The organism is Pseudonocardia kunmingensis (genome assembly GCF_006716445.1).
GTDB lineage: Bacteria > Actinomycetota > Actinomycetes > Mycobacteriales > Pseudonocardiaceae > Pseudonocardia > Pseudonocardia kunmingensis.
In genome coordinates this window covers 264694-284673 of sequence record NZ_VFPA01000002.1, presented here as the reverse complement: position 1 = coordinate 284673, position 19980 = coordinate 264694, and the positions used below count along the sequence as shown (strand labels likewise).

Here is a 19980-nt window from a genome sequence, read left to right as displayed (position 1 = left end):
CGCCGAGCGAGGACGATGCTCGGCCGATGACGAACGACGACCTCGTGCTCCGATCGGCCACCGCCCACGACTGGCCCGCCATCTGGCCCGTCTGGCACGCCGTCGTGGCGACCGGCGAGAGCATCGGTTGGGACCCGTCGACCGACGAGCCCACGGCGCGTGCGCTCTGGATGCGCCCGCCGCCGACGACGGTGTTCGTCGCCGAGCGCGGAGCGCCGTCGCCGAACACCGAGCCCGAGGTGGTGGGCACCGCCAAGCTGGCGCCGGACCAGCCCGGCCTCGGCGACCACGTGGCCGGGGCGAGCTTCCTCGTCCATCCGGACGCCGCCGGCGCCGGGATCGGACGGGCGCTCGCCGAACACGTGCTGGCGCAGGCGCGGCTGCAGGGCTACCGGGCGATGCGGTTCAACGCGGTGGTCGAGACGAACACCCGCGCGGTGGCGCTGTGGACGTCGCTGGGCTTCACGGTCGTCGGGACCGTGCCCGAGGCGTTCCGGCACCCGCGGCACGGCCTCGTCGGCATGCACGTCATGCACCGGAGGTTGTGAGCCCGCGGTGGCGGGCCCGGTGTGGTGACCTCAGTGCTCCGCGGGGCGGATGTGGTACTCGAACACCAGGCCGCCGACGGCCATCAGCAGCAGCACGCCCGCGATGACCAGCAGCCACACGTAGAAGAACGCCAGCGCGATCCCGCACAGCGCGGCCGACGCCGCCACGGCGATCGGCCAGTAGCTGCCCGGCGAGAAGAAGCCGACGTCACCCGCGCCGTCGGACACCTCGGCCTCGGGGTTGTCCTCGGGACGCTCCTCCAGGCGGCGGGAGACGAACCGGAAGTACCCGCCGATGATCAGTGCGAGCCCACCGGTGAGGAACAGCCCCGCGATGCCCACGGGCTCCCGCGCCAGCACGGCGTAGACGATCGCCGCGAGGAAGAAGAACACCATGATGAGCTCGAAGATGCGGGATTCGACCTTCATGGCGTGCCTCAGCTCCCGGAGGTGACCGGCAGCGACGCGGAGCGCTGCGTGCGGTCGGTCGTGAACGGGTAGGTGGTGTAGGCCTGCGGCGTGCACAGCTGGCCACAGCCGAGCTGCTCCAGCGCCTCCCCCGCGGTGTACGGCGCGTTCGTGACCGGGTTGACCTGCTGGCGCAGCCCGAGCCACTGGTCGTACAGCTCCGGCGAGATGGCCCTGACCTCGAAGTTCATCATCGCGTGGTAGGCGCCGCAGAGCTCAGCGCACCGCCCGACGAAGGCGCCCTCGCGCTCGATCCCGTCGATCTGCCAGACGTTGTCCTGGTCGTTGACCTCGGGCATCGGGAAGACGTCGCGCTTGAACAGGAACTCCGGCACGAAGAAGCTGTGGATCACGTCGTTCGAGCTCTGGGTGAACTCGATGGTCCGCCCGGTGGGCAGCACCAGCAGCGGGATCGTGTCGCTGGTGCCCAGCGTGCTGACCGGCTGCCCGTCCGGGGCCTGCGTCTCGGGGTAGGCGAACTCCCAGTTCCACTGGAACGCGGTGACGTCCACCCGCACGTCGGGGTCCGGCGCGTCGGTGTCGACGTAGTTCTGCACGTTGACGGTGAACGCGAACAGCACCGCCACGATGATCGTCGGGATCACCGTGAAGGTGATCTCCAGCGGCAGGTTGTACTGCGTCTGGCGGGGCGGCGGGCCTGCGTCGCCCTTGCGCTTGCGGTGGAAGGCGATCGCCCAGAACATCGCGCCCCACGTGACGACGCCGACGACCAGCGCGGCGACGGCGGACCACGTCCACAGCTCGCGCATCGCCTCGGCCTGCGGCGTGACGCCGACCGGCCAGCCGAACCGCAGGACCTCCTCCATGGAGCAGCCGGAGGTGAGGGGGACGACCAGCAGGGCCAGGCCGGCCAGCTGTGCCACCCGCCGCAGCGGGCGCGGCCTCGCCGAACCGGGCCTCGTCTCAGCGGGGTGGTCTGCCCCGCGCTGTGCTCGGCCCACTGCTCGCCGCCTCCCACACGTCGTTCCGTCGTCGTCGGCCGTCCGGGCGTCGGGTACCCGCCTTCGACCTCGCGTAGAGACTAGCCGAGGAGACCACCGCCGCCCGGGCAGGGTCCGGGGGAAATCCGGTGGCGTTCCCGGCCGGACCGTGCCGGGATGGGCAGGTGGTCGACCTCGCACCTGACCTCGCCCTCACGCCCGTCGCCGCCGACGACGACGCGGCGCTGCGCGACTGGTTCTCCCTGATCACCGCCGCGCGGGCGCACGACACGCCCGCCGACCCGCCCCCGTGCCTGGTGGAGCACCGCGCTCAGCTCCTGGCCGGCGACCCCGGCTACGACGAACGCGCCTGGCTCGCCCGGGCCGGCGCGGAGGTGGTCGGCGTCGCGCTGCTCACGCTGCCCGTGCTCGACAACCTCGACAACGCCTACGCCGAGATCCTCGTCGCACCGGCGCACCGCAGGCGCGGCGTCGGGGGCAGGCTGCTCGCCCACCTCGCCGAGGCGGCCCGGGCGGCCGGGCGCGTGCGCCTGCAGATCGACGCCCGGGAGCCGCTCGACGAGCGCGGCCCCGGCCCGGCCTTCCTCGCCGCGGCGGGCGCGCGCCTGGCGCTCGCCGACCAGCGCAGGCGCCTGACGCTGCCGCCTCCCGAGCCGGCCGCCCTCGACGCGCTCGCGGCGCAGGCCCGCACGGCGTCGGCGGGGTACGAGCTGGTGCAGTGGACCGGTGACACCCCGCCCGAGTGGCTCGACGACGTGGCCGCGCTGGTCGCGCGGATGTCCACCGACGCCCCCCACGACGACCTGCACCACGGCCCCGAGCACTACGACGCGGCCCGCGTCCGCGCGCAGGACGAGTCCCGCCGGGCCCGCGGCCTGCGGTGCACCGTCACGGCGGCACAGGCGCCGGACGGCCGGCTCGCCGCCTACACGGCGATCTTCCAGACCGCCACGGTGGCATGGCACGCGAACCAGGGCGACACGATCGTCGCGCCGGAGCACCGGGGGCGGCGCCTGGGCATGCTGGTCAAGCTGGCCAACCTGGAACGCGTCCGGCGCGATCGCCCGGACCTGGCGGTGATCGACACCTACAACGCCGACTCGAACCCGTGGATGGTCGCGATCAACGAGGCCATGGGCTTCCGCCCCCACGACCGCTACGGCGAGTGGGAGCTCGACCTCTGACCCCCGCGGTGGAGGTGTGGGGTCAGGCCGGCAGGAGCGGCTCGATCGCGGCAGCGGCGTCCGGGCCGTAGGCGTCGCGCAGGCGGGTGACGGCCGTGGCGCGGTCCCACGTCCACTCCTGCGGGCCGTCGGTCTCCAGCACCTGCACGGCGATCAGCGAACCCAGCTGGGCCGAGTGCTCGAGCGAGAGCCCGCCGGTCACGGCCGCGAGGAAGCCGGCGCGGAAGGCGTCGCCGACGCCGGTGGGGTCGACCTTGCCGGTCTCGGGAACGACGCCGATCTTCAGCGTCTCCGGCCCGTGGATCTCCACGCCGTTCTCGCCGTGCGTGGTGATCCGGATGTCGACGCGGGAGGCGACGTCCTGCTCGGTCCAGCCCGTCTTCTGCAGCAGCAGCTCCCACTCGTAGTCGTTGCTGAGCAGGTAGCGGGCACCCTCGACGAGCCGCCGGATCTCCGGACCCTCCATGCGCGCGAGCTGCTGGGACGGGTCGGCGGCGAACGGGAGGCCCAGCTCGCGGGCCTCGTCGGTGTGGCGCAGCATCGCGTCCGGGTCGTCGGCGCCCATCAGCACGAGGTCGATCCCGCGCTCGACGAGCGGGGCGAGCGAGATGTCCCGGGAGCGCGCCATCGCACCGGTGTAGAACGACGCGATCTGTCGCATGTCGTCGTCGGTGGTGCACACGAACCGGGCGGTGTTGACATCGTCACACACGAGCACGGCGGAGCAGTCCACGCCGTGGGCCTCGAGGCGGGCGCGGTACTCGCCGAAGTCGGCGCCGACCGCGCCCACGAGCAGCGGCGCCTGCCCCAGCACGCCGAGGGCGTAGGCGATGTTCCCCGCGACGCCGCCCGGCCGGATGACCATGTCGTCGACGAGGAAGCTGAGCGAGAGCCGATCCAGCTGGTCCATGACCAGCTGGTCGACGAACCTGCCCGGGAAGTGCATGAGCTGGTCGGTGGCGATGGACCCCGTGACGGCGATAGGCACGGGGCGTCACCCTACCCGCCCCCGAACGCGACGGACCCCGGCCGGAGGTACCGGCCGGGGTCCGTCGCGTGCAGGCTCAGTTGAACGAGTCGCCGCAGGCGCAGGAGCCGCCCGCGTTCGGGTTGTCGATCGTGAAGCCCTGCTTCTCGATGCTGTCGACGAAGTCGATGACCGCGCCCTGGAGGTACGGGGCGCTCATCCGGTCGACGCCCACCTTGAGCCCGTGGTAGTCGCGGAACAGGTCCCCGTCGAGCGAGCGGTCGTCGAAGAACAGCTGGTAGCGCAGGCCGGCGCAGCCACCGGGCTGGACGGCGATGCGCAGGTGCATGTCGTCGCGCCCCTCCTGGTCGAGAAGCGCCTTGGCCTTGAGCGCAGCGGCGTCGGTGAGCTCGACACCGTGCGTCTCGGTCTCGACGGCGGTGGTGTTGTCGACAGTCATGACTCTCCCAACAGCGTGCGGGGCGGTGCTGTTCCCACCTTACCTCCCGGATCCGTCGTCAGCGGGTGCTCCACTGCCGTGCGACGTGTTCGGCCAGCGCGGCGAGGGTGCCCGCGGGGTCGGCCATCGACGCCGCGACGCCGCCGGCGTGCTCGGCGACGCCGAAGGCCGCGTCGACCCCCACCGCGGCGGCCTCGCGCCGCCCCACCGAGACCTGACCGGCGAGCACGACGCACGGCAGCCCGCGGTCGGCGGCGCCGCGCGCCACCGCCGTGATGAGCTTCCCGCGCAGCGACTGCCAGTCGAAGCTGCCCTCCCCGGTGAGGGCCAGCTGCGCCTTGTCCAGCTCCGCGTCGAGCCCGACCAGCTCCCGGACCAGGCCCGCCCCCGACACCCGCCGCGCCCCGCAGGCCAGCAGCGCCGCGCCCAGCCCGCCCGCGGCACCGGCGCCCGGCTCGTCGCGCACGTCGACGCCGAACGCCGCGGCCAGCACGTCCGCGAACCGGGCGAGCGCGGCGTCCAGCTGAGCGACGGCGGCGTCGTCGGCGCCCTTCTGCGGCCCGAACACCGCGGCCGCGCCGTGCGTGCCCAGCAGGGGGTTGTCGACGTCGGCGGCCGCGACGAGGCGGACGCCCCCGAGATCCACCGCACCGTCCAACCGCGCGCAGCGGGCCAGCGCGGCCCCGCCGCCCGACAGCGGCGCGCCGTCGTCGTCCACGGGCACGGCGCCCAGCGCGGCGAGCATCCCGGCCCCGCCGTCGGTGGTGGCCGAGCCGCCCAGCCCGATGACGACCTCGGCGACGCCCGCGTCCCGCGCGTCGGCGACCAGCTCGCCCACACCGCGGGAGGTGACGCCGACCGCGACCTCGGGCACCCGCCGCTCCCGCGGCACGAGGTGCAGGCCGCACGCCGCCGCCGACTCGAGGTAGGCGGTGTCGCCGATCCGCAGCCACCGCGCGGGCACCGGGTCCCCGAACGGGCCCGTGACCTCGCGTTCGTGCCACTCACCGCCGAGCGCCGCGTGCAGCACATCGGCGAATCCGGTGCCGCCGTCGGCGAGTGGGAGCAGCCGCACCTCGTCGTCGGGAGCGGCTCGCCGCCACCCCGTTGCGATCGCCTCGGCGGCTGCCGGGGCGCTGAGGGTGCCGCCGAAGGAGTCAGGAGCCACGACCACGCGCATGCGGGAGAACCTATCGCCCGTAAGGTGGTATCCGTGAGGTTCCTGCGCCGCTCCACGCCGTCGACCGTCGGCGCCGACTCGTCCGAGTCCTCTGCGAAGTCGTCCTCGGGAAAGTCGGAGGCGTCGGCACCCCCCGAGCCCGCCCGCCCCACCGGGAAGGGCCGGCCCACCCCCAAGCGCCGCGACGCCGAGGGCCGCCGCCGTGGCCCGGCCCCCGCACCCCCGCGCACGCAGCGCGAGGCCTCGCGGCTGGCCCGGGCCAACCGCCCGTCCAAGGAGCAGCGGCGCGCGCAGGCGCTCGAGCGGCGCGAGCGCATGGCCGCCGGTGACGAGCGCTACCTGATGCCCAGGGACCGCGGCCCGGTGAAGGCCTACGTGCGCGACGTCGTCGACTCGCGTCCGCACATCATGGGCCTGTTCATGCCGCTGGCGCTCGTGGTGGTGCTGTCGCTCCTGGTGCCGGTGCCCGCCGCGCAGCAGTACCTGAGCCTGTTCAGCCTCGTCGCGCTCACCACGATGATCATCGAGGGGATCTTCCTCGGCGCGTCGACCACCAGGAAGGCGCGCGCCAAGTTCCCCGAGGAGCACATCAACGCCCTCGGCACCGGCTGGTACGCCTTCACCCGGGCGAGCCAGCTGCGCAGGCTGCGCGTCCCGAAGCCGCGCGTCGAGCGCGGCGCGAACCCCTGAGCGCAGCACCGGCAGCGCGGGCATCGGCACCGACCCGCACCCTCGTCCTCGGCGGCACCCGCTCGGGCAAGTCGCGGCACGCCGAGGACCTCCTCCCCGCCGACGAGCCGGTGCGCTACCTCGCCACGGCCCGCCACCTCCCCGACGACCCGGAGTGGTCGGCGCGCATCGCGGCGCACCGGGCCCGCAGGCCCGCGGGCTGGACCACGCTGGAGGACGCCGACGCGGCCGCCGTCGTCCGCGCCGGGGGCGGGCCGCTGCTCGTCGACGACCTGGCCACCTGGCTCACCGGGGAGCTCGACGACGCCGACGCATGGGAGGCCACCGAGGTCCCGGCCGCCATCGACGCGGCGGTGGACGAGCTCGTGGCCGCGGTCCGGGTCGCGCCCGACCGCCTCGTGCTCGTCTCGGCGGAGGTGGGGCTCGGCGTCGTGCCCGCCACCCGCGCCGGCCGGCTCTTCCGCGACGAGCTGGGGGCGCTCAACGCCGCGCTCGCGGCCGTCTGCGACGAGGTCGTGCTCCTCGTCGCGGGACTCCCGCTGCGCCTCAAGTGACCCGCGGACGGTAAGAACACCCCGTGGAACTGCCTCCCGTCACCGCCCCCGACCTCGACGCGCACCGCGCCGCCGTCGCCCGGCACGCCGAACTGGCCGTGCCCGACGGCGCTCTCGGCCGCCTCGCCGAGCTCGGCGTGTGGCTCGCCGCCGCGCAGGGCACCTGCCCACCGCGACCGCCGGCCCGCCCGCGCGTCGTCGTCGTGGCGGGCGACCACGGCGTCGCCGCCGCTGGGGTGTCGGCCGACCCGCCGGGTGCCACGGCCCGCCAGGTGGCGGCGGTGCGCGAGCACACGGCCCCGGTGGGAGTGCTCGCACCGGTCGCCGGGGTGTCGGTGCGGGTCGTCGACCTCGCGCTCGACACCCCACCCGAGGGCACCGAGCGCCACCGCGTCCGGCGCGGCACCGGGCGCATCGACCGCGAGGACGCGCTCACCGCCGACGAGGTGGAGCGCGCCGTCGCGGTCGGGCGCGCGCTCGCGGACGAGGAGGTCGACGCGGGCGCGGACCTGCTGCTGCCCGCCTCGCTCGGGGTCGGCGCCACGACGCCGGCCGCCACCCTGGTGGCCACGCTCACCGGCGCCGAGCCGGTGGCGGTGATCGGGCGGGGCAGCGGCATCGACGACGCCGGCTGGATGCGCAAGGCGGTCGCGGTGCGCGACGCCCTGCGCCGGGCCCGCCCGCACGCGCGCGACCCGCTGGCGCTGCTGCGCATCGCGGGCGGCGCCGACATCGCCGCGCTGGCCGGGTTCTGCCTGCAGGCGGCGCTGCGCCGCACGCCCGTGCTGCTCGACGGGCTCGTGGTCGGCGCCGCCGCACTGCTGGCCGACGAGCTCGCCGCGGGCGCCCGCGAGTGGTGGCTCTGCGCGCAGAGGTCGCCGGACCCCGCGATGGCGCTCGTCGAGGAGCACCTGCGCCTGTCCCCCGTGCTCGACCTCGGCATCCGCCTGGGCGACGGCACCGGCGCGGTGGCCGCCGTCCCGTTGCTGCAGATGGCCGCGCGGCTGCTCGCCGAGACCGGGACGGCGGTCCCGACCGCCACCACGTCCGCGACCACCGCCGAGACCGCCACCGCTGAGACCGCGGAGCCCGGCCCCGCGTGAGGTCGCTCGCGTTCGCGCTGAGCCTGCTGACCGTGGTGCCGGTGCCTGCGGCGGCGCCGGACGCACGGGTGGCGGCCGGGGCGCTGCGCTGGGCGCCGGTCGTCGGCGCGTTGCTGGGGGCGGTGGCGGGCGGGGTGTTGCTGGGGCTGGCCGCGCTCGGCGTGCCGGCGCTGGTGGCCGGCCTGCTCACCGTCGGTTTCCTGGCGCTGGCCACCCGCGGCATGCACCTGGACGGCCTGGCCGACACCGCCGACGGCCTCGGCTGCTACGGCCCGCCCGAGCGCGCGCTCGCGGTGATGCGCGACGGCGGCGCGGGCCCGTTCGCGGTCGTCACGCTGGTCGTCGTGCTGGGCGCGCAGGCCGCGGCGCTCGCCGCGCTCACCGGCACCGGGACGACGGCGGTGGCGGCGCTCGCGCTGGCCGGCGCGACCGGCCGGGCCGGCTTCACGTGGGTGGCGCGCCGCGGGGTGCCCGCCGCCCGCCCGGGCGGGCTCGGCGCGCTGGTCGCGGGATCGCAACCGTGGTGGGTGCCGGTGGGCTGGTGGACGGCGCTGGCCGCGGCCGGCCTCGCGCTGGGCCCGCGCGCGGCCGTCGGGGTGCTGCTCGCCGCGGCGCTGGTGATCGCCCTGTCCCGGCACACGAGGCGCCGCTTCGGCGGGATGACGGGCGACGTGCTCGGCGCCGCGAGCGAACTGGCCACAGCGGTCACGTTGATAGCCCTGTCCACTTGAGCACCTTGGAGGTGCGGTCGATCAGGACGATGCGGGGACGAGGGTGCGCATCCACGAGTGCGTATCGGGGGCCGTTCCCCTCTGGATGTCCGTCAGCAGTTCCCGGAGCTTCAGGGTGATCGGGCCGGGCTGCCCGCCGCCGATCTCCACCGCGCCCTCGTTGTGCTTGACGCCGCCGATCGGGGTGATGACGGCGGCGGTGCCGCAGCCGAAGACCTCGGTGATCCGCCCGTCCGCGGCGCCCTCGAGCCACTCCTGGCCGGACACGCGCCGCTCGGTGACCTGGCAGCCCAGCTCCTTGGCCAGCACCAGCAGCGAGTCGCGCGTGACGCCGGCGAGGATGCTGCCGGTGAGCGACGGCGTGACGACCTCCGCGTCGTCCCCCGATCCGTACACGAAGAAGAGGTTGTTCGACCCCATCTCGTCGATCCAGGTGCGCTCCTCGGCGTCGAGGTAGGCGACCTGGGCACAGCCGTGCTCGGCGCCCTGGGCCTGCGGCAGGAGCGACGCGGCGTAGTTGCCGCCGCACTTCGCGGTGCCGGTGCCGCCGAGGGCGGAGCGCGTGTAGTCGGTGGACAGCCACACGTCGACGGGCTTGACGCCGCCCGAGAAGTACGGGCCCGCGGGCGAGGCGATCACGGCGTACAGGTATTCCGCGGACGGGCGCACCCCCAGCCCGACCTCCGTGGCGATCATGAACGGCCGCAGGTAGAGCGACTCCTCGCCGCCCGCGGGCGGCACCCACTCGCGGTCGGCGCCCACCAGCTCCGACAGCGAGGCGAGGAACAGCTCGTCGGGCAGCTCGGCCATGGCCATCCGCGCCGCGGAGGCGCGGAAGCGCGCCGCGTTGGCGTCCGGGCGGAAGCTCGCGATCGAGCCGTCGGGCTGCCGGTAGGCCTTGAGGCCCTCGAAGATCTCCTGCCCGTAGTGCAGGACCATCGTGGCCGGGTCGAACGTGAGCGGTCCGTAGGGCACCACTGCCGGGTCGTGCCACCCGCTCCCCGACGTCCACCGGATCGTCACCATGTGGTCGGTGAAGTACCGGCCGAACCCCGGGTCGGCGACGATCTCCGCCCGCCGGTCGGCGGGCACCGGCGCGGGGTGGGGGGTGCGGGTGAACTGCGCGCTCATAGCGGAGACGGTACTAGGCGGGGCAACGGTCGGACGTCCGAGCATCCCCCCGCCCCGACCGCGTCAGCGCACGTGCGACTCGACGAACGGGGGCTTCACGACGGTGCACTCCAGAGCACGCCCGCGGACGTCGACCGTCACCACGTCGTCGAGCCCCACACCGGCGGCGGTGTCGATCAGCGCGAGGGCGATGCCGGTCTTCAGCGTCGGGGAGAACGTGCCGGAGGTCGTGGTGCCCACCGGCGCGCCGTCGACCAGGACCGCCATGCCGGCCCGCGGCACGCCGCGGCCGGTGGCGCGCAGGCCGCGCAGCCGCCGCGCCGGCTTCGCCTCCTTCTCCGCGATCAGCGCCTCCCGGCCCCAGAACTCCGGCTTGGACCAGCCGACGGCCCAGCCGCTGCCCGCCTGCACCGGGGTGATCTCCTCGGAGAGGTCCTGCCCGTGCAGCGGGTAGCCCATCTCGGTGCGCAGGGTGTCGCGCGCCGCCAGCCCGGCGGGGCCGCCGCCCAGCGGCTCGGCCGCGGCGAGCAGCGCGTCCCACACGCCGGGGGCGTCGTCGGCGGGCACGAGCAGCTCGTAGCCGCGCTCGCCGGTGTAGCCGGTGCGGCACACGCGAATGCCGGCGACGTCGGAGAACCCCATGTAGTCCATCCCCGCGAGGTCCGCCGCGCCGGGCAGCACGGTGACGAGCACCTCGGCCGCCTTCGGCCCCTGCACGGCGAGCACGGCGAGGTCGCGGTGGCGGTCGGTGACCGTGACGTCCGCGGGCGCGGCGGCGCGCAGCATCTCCGCGACCCGCGCGGCGTTGGCCGCGTTCGGCACGGCGAGCACCTCGTCGGGGCCGACGAGGTAGACGATCAGGTCGTCGACCACGCCGCCGGACTCGGTGCAGCAGAGCGTGTACTGCGCCTGCCCCGGGCCGAGCTTCCCGAGGTCGGCGGTCAGGCACCGGTCGACGAACGCGGCCGCGCCCGGGCCGGTGATCGCGAGCTTGCCGAGGTGGCTGACGTCGAAGATCCCGACGGCGTCGCGCACGCTCGTGTGCTCGGCCACCGTGCCCGCCGGGTAGGTCAGGGGCATCGACCACCCCCCGAACTCGCCGAGGGTGGCGCCGAGGGCGACGTGCCGGTCGTGCAGGGGGCTGGTCAGGAGGTCGGCCACGCGGGCGAACCTACCCGGCGCCCGCCTCCCCGGTCGCGGAGCGCCCGAGCACCGTGCAGAGCACCCACCCGACGGCCAGCGCGACCGCCGTGGTGACCACCTGCTGCGTCGGCAGCATCGCCGCGAGCCCCGCGCACAGCAGCAGCCCGAGCCACGACGTCCAGCGCGGCCAGCTGCGGTCCTCGAGGGGCAGCCGCAGGGCAGCGAGGTTGATCACACCGTAGTAGACCAGCACCGAGCACGCCGACAGCGCGATCGCCGCGACGGGCCCGGCGAGCGCGGCGACGCCGATCGCGACCAGGCCGCCCAGTACGTCGGCCCGCCACGGCGTGCCCCGGGAGGAGATCGTGGCGAGCGCGGTGGGCAGCTCGCCGCGCCGGGCCATCGCCAGCGTCGTGCGGCTGACCCCGACCAGCACCGACAGCAGCGCGGACCCCGCCGCCACGGCCGCGCCCGCACGCACGAGCACGCCGAGCGCGCTCGCCTCCCCGCCGTCGACGACCGCGACGAGCGGCGCGGCCTCGGTGGCCAGCCGGCCGCTGCCGAGGCCGGCCAGCAGCGCCGCGGCGACGAGCAGGTAGGTGACCAGCGCGATGCCGAGGGCGAGCGCGATGGCGCGGCGCAGCGTGCGGCGCGGGTCACGCACCTCCTCGCCGAGGGTGGCGATCCGGGCGTAGCCGGCGAACGCGAAGAAGACCAGCCCGGCCGCGGTGAGCACGCCGAACACGCCACCGCGGGTGGGCACCGGCTCGACGTCCGGGGTGGCCGCGGTGGACACGGGCGCCGCCTCGGGCCCGAGCAACCCGATCGCCACCACGACGAGCAGCACCGCGAGCGTGCCCCCGACCAGCGCGTACGCGCCGCGCGACGTCCAGCGCACGCCCGCGGTGTTCAGCACCGTGACGGCGACGATCACCATCACGGCGGCGGGCAACGGCGCCGACGGGAGCACGTAGCTGCCGAACACCCCTGCGGCCGCGGCGGCCGACGCGGTCTTCCCGACCAGGAACGCCACGCCCGCGAGCCGGCCCGCGCCCGGCGAGAGCCGCGCGCGGCCGTAGACGTACCCGCCGCCGCTCTCCGGATGGGCGACGGCCAGGTCGGCCGTGGAGGCGGCGTTGCAGGCCGCGACGACGCCCGCGAGCACCACGGCGAGCAGCAACCAGGGCCCGGCGGCCGCGGCGGCGGGCGCCCAGACCGCGAACACGCCCGTACCGAGCATGGCGGCCAGCCCGAGCACGGTGGCGTCGGCCGTACCCAGTCGGCGCTGCAGGCTCGAGGACACGGCGCCCAGCCTTGCACCCGGGGCTGGCCGCTCCGACGGCACGGTGGTGTCATTAGCATCTCGAACGGGTCTCGCCCCGCCGGTGGGCCGCCCCGCTCCGCCACCCCCTCCGAGAGGACCGACGCGTGTCCACCGACCTGCACATCGCAGACGGATCGCCCGCCACCGCCGACGTCGACGCCGTGGTCGTCGGGCTGCTGCCCGCCGCCGACGGGGAGCAGGTCCCGCGCCTCGCGCGCGGCGCCGACGAGGTGGCCGAGGCGTTCGGCGGTGCCGACGAGCTCACCGCGCTGCTCGCCGTCGCCGGGGCCACCGGCAAGGCCGACGAGGTGGTGAAGCTGCCCACGCGCGGGAGCACCACGGCGCCGCTGCTCGTCGCGGTCGGTCTCGGGGCACCCGACGAGGGTGGGGAACCGCACGCCGAGCAGGTGCGCCGCGCCGCGGGCGCCGTCGCCCGCGCGCTGGCCGGCACCGGGAGCGCCGTCAGCACCCTGGGCCGGATCGACCTCGGCGCCGCGGCCGAGGGCACGCTGCTGGGCGCCTACCAGTTCACGGCCTACCGCTCGAACGGCAACGGGCGCGCGCCGGTGGGCACGGTCGGCCTGTTCGCCGACGCCGGCCAGGAGGAGACCCTGCGCGTCGCCACCGCCGTCGCCACGGCGGTGCGCACGGCGCGCGACCTGGTCAACACCCCGCCCAACGACCTCTACCCGGAGACGTTCGCCGCCCGCGCCCGCGAGCTCGCGCAGGCCGCGGGCGTCGAGGTGGAGGTGCTCGACGAGGAGGCGCTCGCCACCGGCGGCTACGGCGGTGTGCTCGGCGTGGGCGGCGGGTCGGCGCGCACGCCGCGGCTCGTCCGGCTGCGCTACGCCGGCGGGCCGGACCCGCGCGCGAAGGTCGCGCTGGTGGGCAAGGGCATCACGTTCGACACGGGCGGCATCTCGATCAAGCCGGCCGCGAACATGGACCACATGACCTCGGACATGGGCGGTGCCGCCGCGGTCATCGCCGCCACGGTGCTGGCCGCGCAGCTGGAGCTGCCGGTGGCCGTCACCGCCACGGTCCCGATGGCCGAGAACATGCCCAGCGCCACCGCGTACCGCCCGGGCGACGTGCTGCGGATGTACGGCGGCACCACCGTCGAGGTGCTCAACACCGACGCCGAGGGCCGGCTCATCCTGGCCGACGCGATCGTCCGCGCCGCCGAGGACGAGCCCGACTACCTGGTGGAGACCTCCACGCTCACCGGCGCCCAGCAGGTGGCGCTCGGGCTGCGCACGGCGGGCGTCATGGGCAGCGACGACTTCCGCGACCGGGTGGCCGCGCACGCACGCGCCACCGGCGAGGACGGCTGGGCCATGCCGCTGCCCGAGCACCTGCGCGGCGAGCTGGACTCGCGCATCGCCGACATCGCCAACGTCACCGGCAGCCGCTGGGGCGGCATGCTCGTCGCGGGCACGTTCCTGCGCGAGTTCGTGCCCGCCGGCCTGCCGTGGGCCCACATCGACATCGCGGGCCCGAGCTTCCACAGCGGTGGCCCGTACGGCTACACGACGAAGGGCGGAACGGGCGTCCCGGTCCGCACGCTGCACGCCCTGCTGACGGACATAGCAAAGAACGGCTGAACAACCGCCTCCCCTCGCGCCTCCCACCGCACCTTGGAGCCGTACTGCTGTTCTGAGCCGTCAGAAACAGCAGTGTGGCTCCAAGGTGCGATCGGGTCGGGGGCGGTCAGCGGCGGCGGATCACCGGGAGCACCAGGCGAGACCGGTGCTCGCCACCGTGGTGCACCCGGTTCAGGGCCGGGCGGAAGTCCTCCGCGCTCTCCTCCGCGATCGTGCCCCCGGTGTTCGTGTTGCGGTCGAAGCGCGGGAAGTTGCTGCTGGAGACCTCGAGCCGGATGCGGTGGCCCGCCCGGAACAGGTTGGCCGTGGCCACCAGGTCGACGCGCACCTCGTAGACCTGGCCGGGCTCCATCAGCCGCGGCTCGGACAGCGACTCGCGGTAGCGCACCCGCAGGATCCCGTCGGCCAGGTTCTCCGCGCGCCCGTCCGGGTGGACGTCCACGAGCTTGGCGGTGAAGTCCGTGTCCGGCGCCGAGGACGAGACGTGCAGGACCGCCTCCACCGGGCCGATGACTTCCAGCGGCTCGGCGAGCGGCTCGGTGGTGTAGCAGAGCACGTCCGCGCGCCGCTCGACCTCGCGCTGGTCGCGGGGTCCGGCGTTCACGCCGACGTTCAGCCCCGGCAGGAACGTCCCACCGCCGACGGTCGGGACCGGGTCGCGCGGGTCGTACAGGTAGGCGTCGTAGGCGGTGCCCGCGGGCGGCGCGGTGCCGAGTGTGCCGTCACCCGCCGCGGTGTTCGCGCGGCCCTCCCCGCCGAGGTGGTAGTCGACGAACTCGGTGCCGGGCAGCGGCCAGTCGTCCTCGTCGCGCCAGACGCCGGCGCCCATCACGAAGACGCGCACCGGCTTGTCGCCCTCGAACCCGTTGTCCTCGCCCTTGAGCAGGTGGTCGAACCACCGCAGCTGCATGCCGGTGACGTCGGCCGCGTCGGCCCCCGACAACAGCCCGAAGCCCCGTTCCGGGAACCAGCCGCTCACCGGACCGTGCGCCCACGGCCCGATGACGAGGCGCTGCAGGTCCCGCGCCGCAGCACTGCCACCTGCCGCCCTCATCCCGGTGTAGTTGGCGATCGTGCCCTTGAGGAACAGGTCGTACCAGCCGCCCATGTTCAGGGCGGGCACGGTGATGTCGCCGTAGTGCTCGCGCGGTGCGCAGGAGCGCCAGAACCCGTCGTAGGACGGGTGGTCGAGCCAGTCGTCGTAGTAGGGGGCGATGCCCTTGAGCTCGGGCAGCCCCCGCAGCGGCGTGCGCCGGTAGAGCTCCTCGTTGGCGTCGACGGCGGCGACGAGCGCACCGAACTGCTCGGGTGTGGCGCTCCCCGCCACCAGGCGCCGCTGCAGCTCGGCGAGCCCGAGCGCGGACAGCGTCCAGTGCAGGTTGAAGCCCAGCTGGAACGCCCCGCCCTGGTAGGCCCAGCCCTCGTAGTACTGGTCGGTGGTGACGAACGGCGCGATCGCCGCCAGCGCGGGCGGCGCCTGGCCCGCCGCCAGCCACTGGGTGGCCCCGAAGTACGAGCCGCCGATCATGCCGACCCGCCCGGTGGACCACGGCTGCGCCGCCGCCCACGCGACGGTGTCGGCGCCGTCGGCGGCCTCGTCGAAGAACGGGTTGAACTCACCCTCGCTGGCGAACCGGCCGCGGGTGTCCTGCACGACGACGGCGTAGCCGGCCTGCGCGCCGCGCAGCACGTCGAAGGAGAGGTTGCGCAGGCCCGGCACCTCCTTGCCGTACGGCAGCCGCTGCACCAGCACGGGGAAGGGCCCGTCCCCCTCCGGCCGGTAGACGTCGGTGGCCATCCGCACACCGTCGCGCATCGGCACCATGACGTTCTTCTCGATGATCAGGTTCACACCGGTCCCCTCTCGCCGCCTGCGGATGACGCTAGCGGCCATGAACGTTCTCGGTGCCGTGCAGCGGCCGGTCACCGACAAGGGGGCGTCAGCTCCGCGGCGGCTCCTCCCGGGTTCCTGACGAGCGGGATCCGCATGACGAACGGCACTTTCGTCGGCTAGGTACCGACGAGAGTGCCGTTCGTCCGGGTGGGAGCCTGGGCAACACGCCCGCCGCTCCTGCGCCCAACAGGCGCTACTCCTCCAGCCGGGCGCGGCGGGCCCGCTCGCGCAGGACCCGCTCGCGGGCGTCGTGGTCGCGCATCCGCTGCGGGTAGCCGACGAGTTGCACGTCGTAGACCGGCATCGCGAGCGAGCGGGCGAACTTCCGGGCGGCGGCCGGGTCGGCGACGCGCCTGCGCGTCCACGCACCGTCCTTGTCCACCAGCAACACGGTGGTGGCGGTGACCGTGGTGCGCGGCTCGACGAAGGCCTCCACGCCCTCGTGCGCCGCGGCCCACCGCCGCAGGTGCGCCCGGTCGTCGTCGGCCGCACCGCGGGCCCCGCTCCGGCCCCTCGTCCACCTCGCCAGCAGGCCCATCCGACCCACCTCCCGTCTGATCGAACGCACGACGCGGGTGATTCGCTCCCGGGAAGCACCAGCCGCCACGCGTGACCCCGGCAGATGACAAGATGGGATCCGCGGCGTCACATGCCGCTGCCCACACCCCGTGGCGGCCGATCGGTAGGGAGTACACACGTGCCCGAGCACAACGCGGACCTCGTCGTTCTCGGCGGCGGATCGGGCGGCTACGCCGCCGCGCTGCGCGCTGCAGAGCTGGGGATGTCCGTGGTGCTGGTGGAGCGCGACAAGCTCGGCGGCACCTGCCTGCACTACGGCTGCATCCCCACGAAGGCGCTGCTGCACGCCGCCGAGGTGGCCGACGCCGCCCGCGAGGGCGACAAGATCGGCGTCAAGAGCTCGCTCGCCGGCATCGACATGGCCGGCGTCAACGGCTACAAGGACGGCGTGATCGCCAAGCTCTACAAGGGCCTGCAGGGGCTGGTGAAGTCCCGCAAGATCACCCTGGTGGAGGGCACCGGGCGCTTCGAGGGGCCGAACACCGTGGTGGTCGGTGACGACCGCTACGTCGGGAAGAACGTCGTGCTCGCCACCGGCAGCTACGCCAAGTCGCTTCCCGGCCTCGACATCGGCGGCCGGATCATCACCAGCAACGAGGCCATCCGGCTCGACAACGTCCCCGACCGGGTGGTCGTGCTCGGCGGCGGCGTGATCGGAGTCGAGTTCGCCTCGGTCTTCAAGAGCTTCGGCGCCGAGGTCACCATCGTCGAGGCGCTGCCCCACCTCGTCCCCAACGAGGACGAGTTCGCCTCCAAGCTGCTCGAGCGTGCGTTCCGCCGCCGCAAGATCGCCTTCAAGACCGGTGTGAAGTTCACCGGCGCGAAGCAGACCGACGAGTCGGTCACCGTCTCGCTGGAGTCCGGCGAGGAGATCGAGGCCGACCTGCTCCTGGTGGCCGTCGGCCGCGGCCCCAACACCGCGGGCCACGGCTTCGAGGAGGCCGGCGTCGCGATGGAGCGCGGGTTCGTCCTCGCCGACGAGCAGCTGCGCACCAACCTCCGAGGTGTGTACGCCCTCGGCGACATCGTCCCCGGCCTGCAGCTGGCCCACCGCGGCTTCGCCCAGGGCATCTTCGTGGCCGAGCAGATCGCGGGCCTCAACCCGCCGCCCATCGACGAGGCCGGCATCCCGCGCGTCACCTACTGCGAGCCCGAGGTGGCCTCCGTCGGGCTCACCGAGGCGCAGGCCCGCGAGCGCCACGGGGAGATCCAGACGCTGACCTACGACCTCGCGGGCAACGGCAAGAGCCAGATCCTGCAGACCCAGGGTGCGATCAAGCTCGTCAAGGCGGGCGGCGAGGGCACGCAGGGTCCGGTCGTCGGCATCCACATGGTCGGCGCGCGCGTCGGCGAGCTGATCGGCGAGGCCCAGCTGGTCTACAACTGGGACGCCCAGGCCGAGGACGTCGCCGCCCTCGTGCACGCCCACCCCACCCAGAACGAGGCGTTCGGGGAAGCGCACCTCGCGCTCGCCGGCAAGCCCCTGCACAGCCACAGCTGACGCCCCCGAACCCCCGAACCGCAGGAAGAGGAGCTCCGACCCGAAATGGCCTTCTCCGTCCAGATGCCCGCCCTCGGTGAGAGTGTCACCGAGGGCACCGTCACCCGATGGCTCAAGCAGGAGGGCGACCGGGTCGAGGTCGACGAGCCCCTGCTCGAGGTCTCCACCGACAAGGTCGACACCGAGATCCCCTCCCCTGCCGCAGGCGTCCTGCAGCGCATCGTCGCGGGCGAGGACGACACCGTCGAGGTCGGCGGTGAGCTCGCCGTCATCGGCGACGCCGACGAGGCGCCCGCCGAGTCCGGCGACAGCGGTGCCGACGACAGCGGTGCCGGCGACACCGGGGGCGAGACCCCCGCGGAGTCCGCCGCGGAGGCACCCGCCGAGGAGGAGGCCGACGCCCAGGAGCCGGCCGCCCCGGCGAACCAGGCCGAGGAGCCCACCGAGGCGCCGCGTGCGGCCACCGGTTCCACCGGCGGTGAGGGCACCGCCGTGAACATGCCCGAGCTCGGCGAGAGCGTCACCGAGGGCACCGTCACCCGGTGGCTCAAGCAGGTCGGTGACCGGGTCGAGGTCGACGAGCCGCTGCTCGAGGTCTCCACCGACAAGGTCGACACCGAGATCCCCTCCCCCGTGGCCGGCACCCTGCTGGAGATCTCCGCCAACGAGGACGACACCGTCGACGTCGGCGGGCAGCTCGCCGTCATCGGCGACGCCTCGGCGCAGAGTGCCCCCGCCGCGCAGGAGCCAGAGCCCGCCCAGGAGCAGGCCGAGGAGCCCCCGCGGCAGCAGGCCGAGCAGCAGCCCTCCGGGAACGGGTCGGCGTCGCAGGCCGCGCAGGCCGACGCCGACACCGAGCGCGCCGAGGTCGCCACCGAGCAGCCCGAGCGCCCCGCCGGGCAGGACGACGAGCAGGACGGCGGGCAGGAGGACGGCGGCCGGGGCGGCGCGCCGTACGTCACCCCGCTCGTGCGCAAGCTCGCGGCGGAGCACGACGTGGACCTGACCTCGATCACGGGGTCCGGTGTCGGCGGCCGCATCCGCAAGCAGGACGTGCTCGCCGCGGCCGATGCGAAGAAGCCGGCCGCCGAGCCGGAGCCCGCTGCGGCGGCGTCCGCGCCTGCGCCGCAGGCCCCGGCCCCGAGCGGTGCCCCGGCGCGCCAGGTGCCCAAGCCGGCCGCGAACGCGCCGGAGCCGGGCACCACGGTGAAGATGCCGCGGCTGCGGCAGGTCATCGCGCAGCGCATGACCGAGTCGCTGCGGATCTCCGCGCAGCTCACCACCGTGCAGGAGGTCGACGTCACGCGGATCGCCGCGCTGCGGGCCCGCGCGAAGGCCGAGTTCGAGCGGCGCGAGGGCGTCAAGCTGACGTTCCTGCCGTTCTTCGCGAAGGCCACGGTCGAGGCGCTCAAGGCCTACCCGCAGGTCAACTCGTCGATCAACGAGGAGACCAAGGAGGTCACCTACCACGGCGGCGTGCACCTGGCCATCGCGGTGGACACCCCGCGCGGGCTGCTCGTGCCGGTGATCAAGAACGCCGAGGACCTCAACATCGCGGGGATCGCCCGGCGGATCGCCGACGTCGCGCAGCGCACGCGCGACAACAAGATCGGTCCCGACGAGCTGTCCGGTGGCACGTTCACCATCACCAACATCGGCAGCGCCGGGGCGCTCTTCGACACCCCGATCATCAACCAGCCGCAGGTCGCCATCCTCGGCACCGGCAAGATCACCAAGCAGCCCACGGTCGTCACCGGCCCGGACGGCGAGGACTCGATCGCCATCCGCTCGGTCTGCTTCCTGCCGCTGACCTACGACCACCGGATCGTCGACGGCGCCGACGCCGGCCGGTTCGTCAGCGCGATCAAGGCCCGGCTCGAAGAAGGCGCCTTCGAGGCCGACCTGGGTCTGTGACCTCCGACCCCGCGGAGTCGCTCGACTCGCGCGGCTCCGCGGG

At 74.6% G+C, this 19980-nt stretch carries 19 protein-coding genes; 9 read left to right on the top strand and 10 right to left on the bottom strand.

Translation table 11 applies throughout. The features are described 5' to 3' along the window. The first annotated feature begins 26 nt into the window (after positions 1 to 26). Positions 27 to 548 (top strand): GNAT family N-acetyltransferase, encoded by a 522-nt coding sequence (locus tag FB558_RS17145; RefSeq protein WP_142054700.1) that lies wholly within the window; start codon positions 27 to 29, stop codon positions 546 to 548. A 30-nt stretch (positions 549 to 578) separates the two neighbouring features. Here the strand turns inward: FB558_RS17145 and FB558_RS17140 are convergent, their stop codons facing one another. Next, the gene (locus FB558_RS17140; protein WP_142054698.1) at positions 579 to 977 is read right to left on the bottom strand and encodes a cytochrome c oxidase subunit 4; all 399 of its coding nucleotides are present in this window, start codon (positions 975 to 977) and stop codon (positions 579 to 581) included. A gap of 8 nt (positions 978 to 985) precedes the next feature. Beyond that, on the bottom strand, positions 986 to 1909 hold the full coding sequence (gene ctaC / locus FB558_RS17135) for an aa3-type cytochrome oxidase subunit II (RefSeq protein WP_484291227.1): 924 nt from the start codon (positions 1907 to 1909) through the stop codon (positions 986 to 988). A 233-nt stretch (positions 1910 to 2142) separates the two neighbouring features. Between ctaC and FB558_RS17130 the strand changes: the two genes are divergently transcribed. Beyond that, positions 2143 to 3162, top strand: coding sequence for a GNAT family N-acetyltransferase (locus FB558_RS17130; RefSeq protein WP_170231359.1), 1020 nt, complete (start codon positions 2143 to 2145; stop codon positions 3160 to 3162). Positions 3163 to 3184: 22 nt separating this feature from the next. On the opposite strand, the gene FB558_RS17125 is transcribed toward FB558_RS17130, so the two are convergent. From FB558_RS17125 to FB558_RS17115, 3 genes are all read right to left on the bottom strand, one after another. Then, positions 3185 to 4108, bottom strand: a complete 924-nt coding sequence (locus tag FB558_RS17125; RefSeq protein ID WP_211366749.1) for a carbohydrate kinase family protein — start codon at positions 4106 to 4108, stop codon at positions 3185 to 3187. Between the two features lie 118 nt (positions 4109 to 4226). Next, a complete protein-coding gene (locus tag FB558_RS17120; RefSeq protein ID WP_142054693.1) occupies positions 4227 to 4589 on the bottom strand; it encodes a HesB/IscA family protein in 363 nt (120 codons plus the stop codon). A 58-nt stretch (positions 4590 to 4647) separates the two neighbouring features. Further along, entirely contained in the window at positions 4648 to 5769 is a 1122-nt protein-coding gene (locus FB558_RS17115; RefSeq protein WP_142054691.1) for a glycerate kinase family protein, read from the bottom strand. Positions 5770 to 5802: 33 nt separating this feature from the next. Between FB558_RS17115 and FB558_RS17110 the strand changes: the two genes are divergently transcribed. From FB558_RS17110 to FB558_RS17095, 4 genes are read left to right on the top strand one after another with little or no spacing between them, the layout of a single operon-like run. Continuing rightward, positions 5803 to 6459, top strand: coding sequence for a DUF3043 domain-containing protein (locus FB558_RS17110; protein ID WP_142054689.1), 657 nt, complete (start codon positions 5803 to 5805; stop codon positions 6457 to 6459). Beyond that, a complete protein-coding gene (locus FB558_RS17105) occupies positions 6456 to 7013 on the top strand; it encodes a bifunctional adenosylcobinamide kinase/adenosylcobinamide-phosphate guanylyltransferase (RefSeq protein WP_142054687.1) in 558 nt (185 codons plus the stop codon). The genes FB558_RS17110 and FB558_RS17105 overlap by 4 nt, the downstream gene beginning before the upstream one ends. 23 nt (positions 7014 to 7036) lie before the next feature. Continuing rightward, on the top strand, positions 7037 to 8116 hold the full coding sequence (gene cobT, locus FB558_RS17100) for a nicotinate-nucleotide--dimethylbenzimidazole phosphoribosyltransferase (protein WP_142054685.1): 1080 nt from the start codon (positions 7037 to 7039) through the stop codon (positions 8114 to 8116). Next, entirely contained in the window at positions 8113 to 8847 is a 735-nt protein-coding gene (locus FB558_RS17095; RefSeq protein WP_142054683.1) for an adenosylcobinamide-GDP ribazoletransferase, read from the top strand. Before cobT ends, FB558_RS17095 begins: the two co-directional genes overlap by 4 nt. A gap of 21 nt (positions 8848 to 8868) precedes the next feature. Here the strand turns inward: FB558_RS17095 and FB558_RS17090 are convergent, their stop codons facing one another. The 3 genes from FB558_RS17090 to FB558_RS17080 form a co-directional block, all read right to left on the bottom strand. Next, the gene (locus FB558_RS17090; protein ID WP_142054681.1) at positions 8869 to 9978 is read right to left on the bottom strand and encodes a branched-chain amino acid aminotransferase; all 1110 of its coding nucleotides are present in this window, start codon (positions 9976 to 9978) and stop codon (positions 8869 to 8871) included. 63 nt (positions 9979 to 10041) lie between these two features. After that, the gene (gene gcvT / locus FB558_RS17085; RefSeq protein WP_142054679.1) at positions 10042 to 11139 is read right to left on the bottom strand and encodes a glycine cleavage system aminomethyltransferase GcvT; all 1098 of its coding nucleotides are present in this window, start codon (positions 11137 to 11139) and stop codon (positions 10042 to 10044) included. A gap of 10 nt (positions 11140 to 11149) precedes the next feature. Further along, positions 11150 to 12424, bottom strand: a complete 1275-nt coding sequence (locus FB558_RS17080; RefSeq protein ID WP_246106572.1) for an APC family permease — start codon at positions 12422 to 12424, stop codon at positions 11150 to 11152. Between the two features lie 125 nt (positions 12425 to 12549). Between FB558_RS17080 and FB558_RS17075 the strand changes: the two genes are divergently transcribed. After that, on the top strand, positions 12550 to 14049 hold the full coding sequence (locus tag FB558_RS17075; RefSeq protein WP_142054677.1) for a leucyl aminopeptidase: 1500 nt from the start codon (positions 12550 to 12552) through the stop codon (positions 14047 to 14049). A 106-nt stretch (positions 14050 to 14155) separates the two neighbouring features. Here the strand turns inward: FB558_RS17075 and FB558_RS17070 are convergent, their stop codons facing one another. Together FB558_RS17070 and FB558_RS17065 are read right to left on the bottom strand one after the other, a co-directional pair. Then, positions 14156 to 15901: a CocE/NonD family hydrolase gene (locus FB558_RS17070; protein WP_246106571.1), complete on the bottom strand. Its 1746-nt coding sequence runs from the start codon at positions 15899 to 15901 to the stop codon at positions 14156 to 14158. A 235-nt stretch (positions 15902 to 16136) separates the two neighbouring features. After that, positions 16137 to 16481 carry an oxidoreductase gene (locus FB558_RS17065; protein ID WP_142054675.1) on the bottom strand — a complete coding sequence of 115 codons (345 nt, stop codon included), beginning with the start codon at positions 16479 to 16481 and terminating at the stop codon, positions 16137 to 16139. Between the two features lie 159 nt (positions 16482 to 16640). Here FB558_RS17065 and lpdA point away from each other — a divergent pair, with 159 nt between their 5' ends. Beyond that, positions 16641 to 18023, top strand: coding sequence for a dihydrolipoyl dehydrogenase (gene lpdA / locus FB558_RS17060; RefSeq protein WP_142054673.1), 1383 nt, complete (start codon positions 16641 to 16643; stop codon positions 18021 to 18023). A 45-nt stretch (positions 18024 to 18068) separates the two neighbouring features. Then, positions 18069 to 19937, top strand: coding sequence for a 2-oxoglutarate dehydrogenase, E2 component, dihydrolipoamide succinyltransferase (gene sucB, locus FB558_RS17055; RefSeq protein ID WP_142054671.1), 1869 nt, complete (start codon positions 18069 to 18071; stop codon positions 19935 to 19937). Positions 19938 to 19980: the final 43 nt, after the last annotated feature.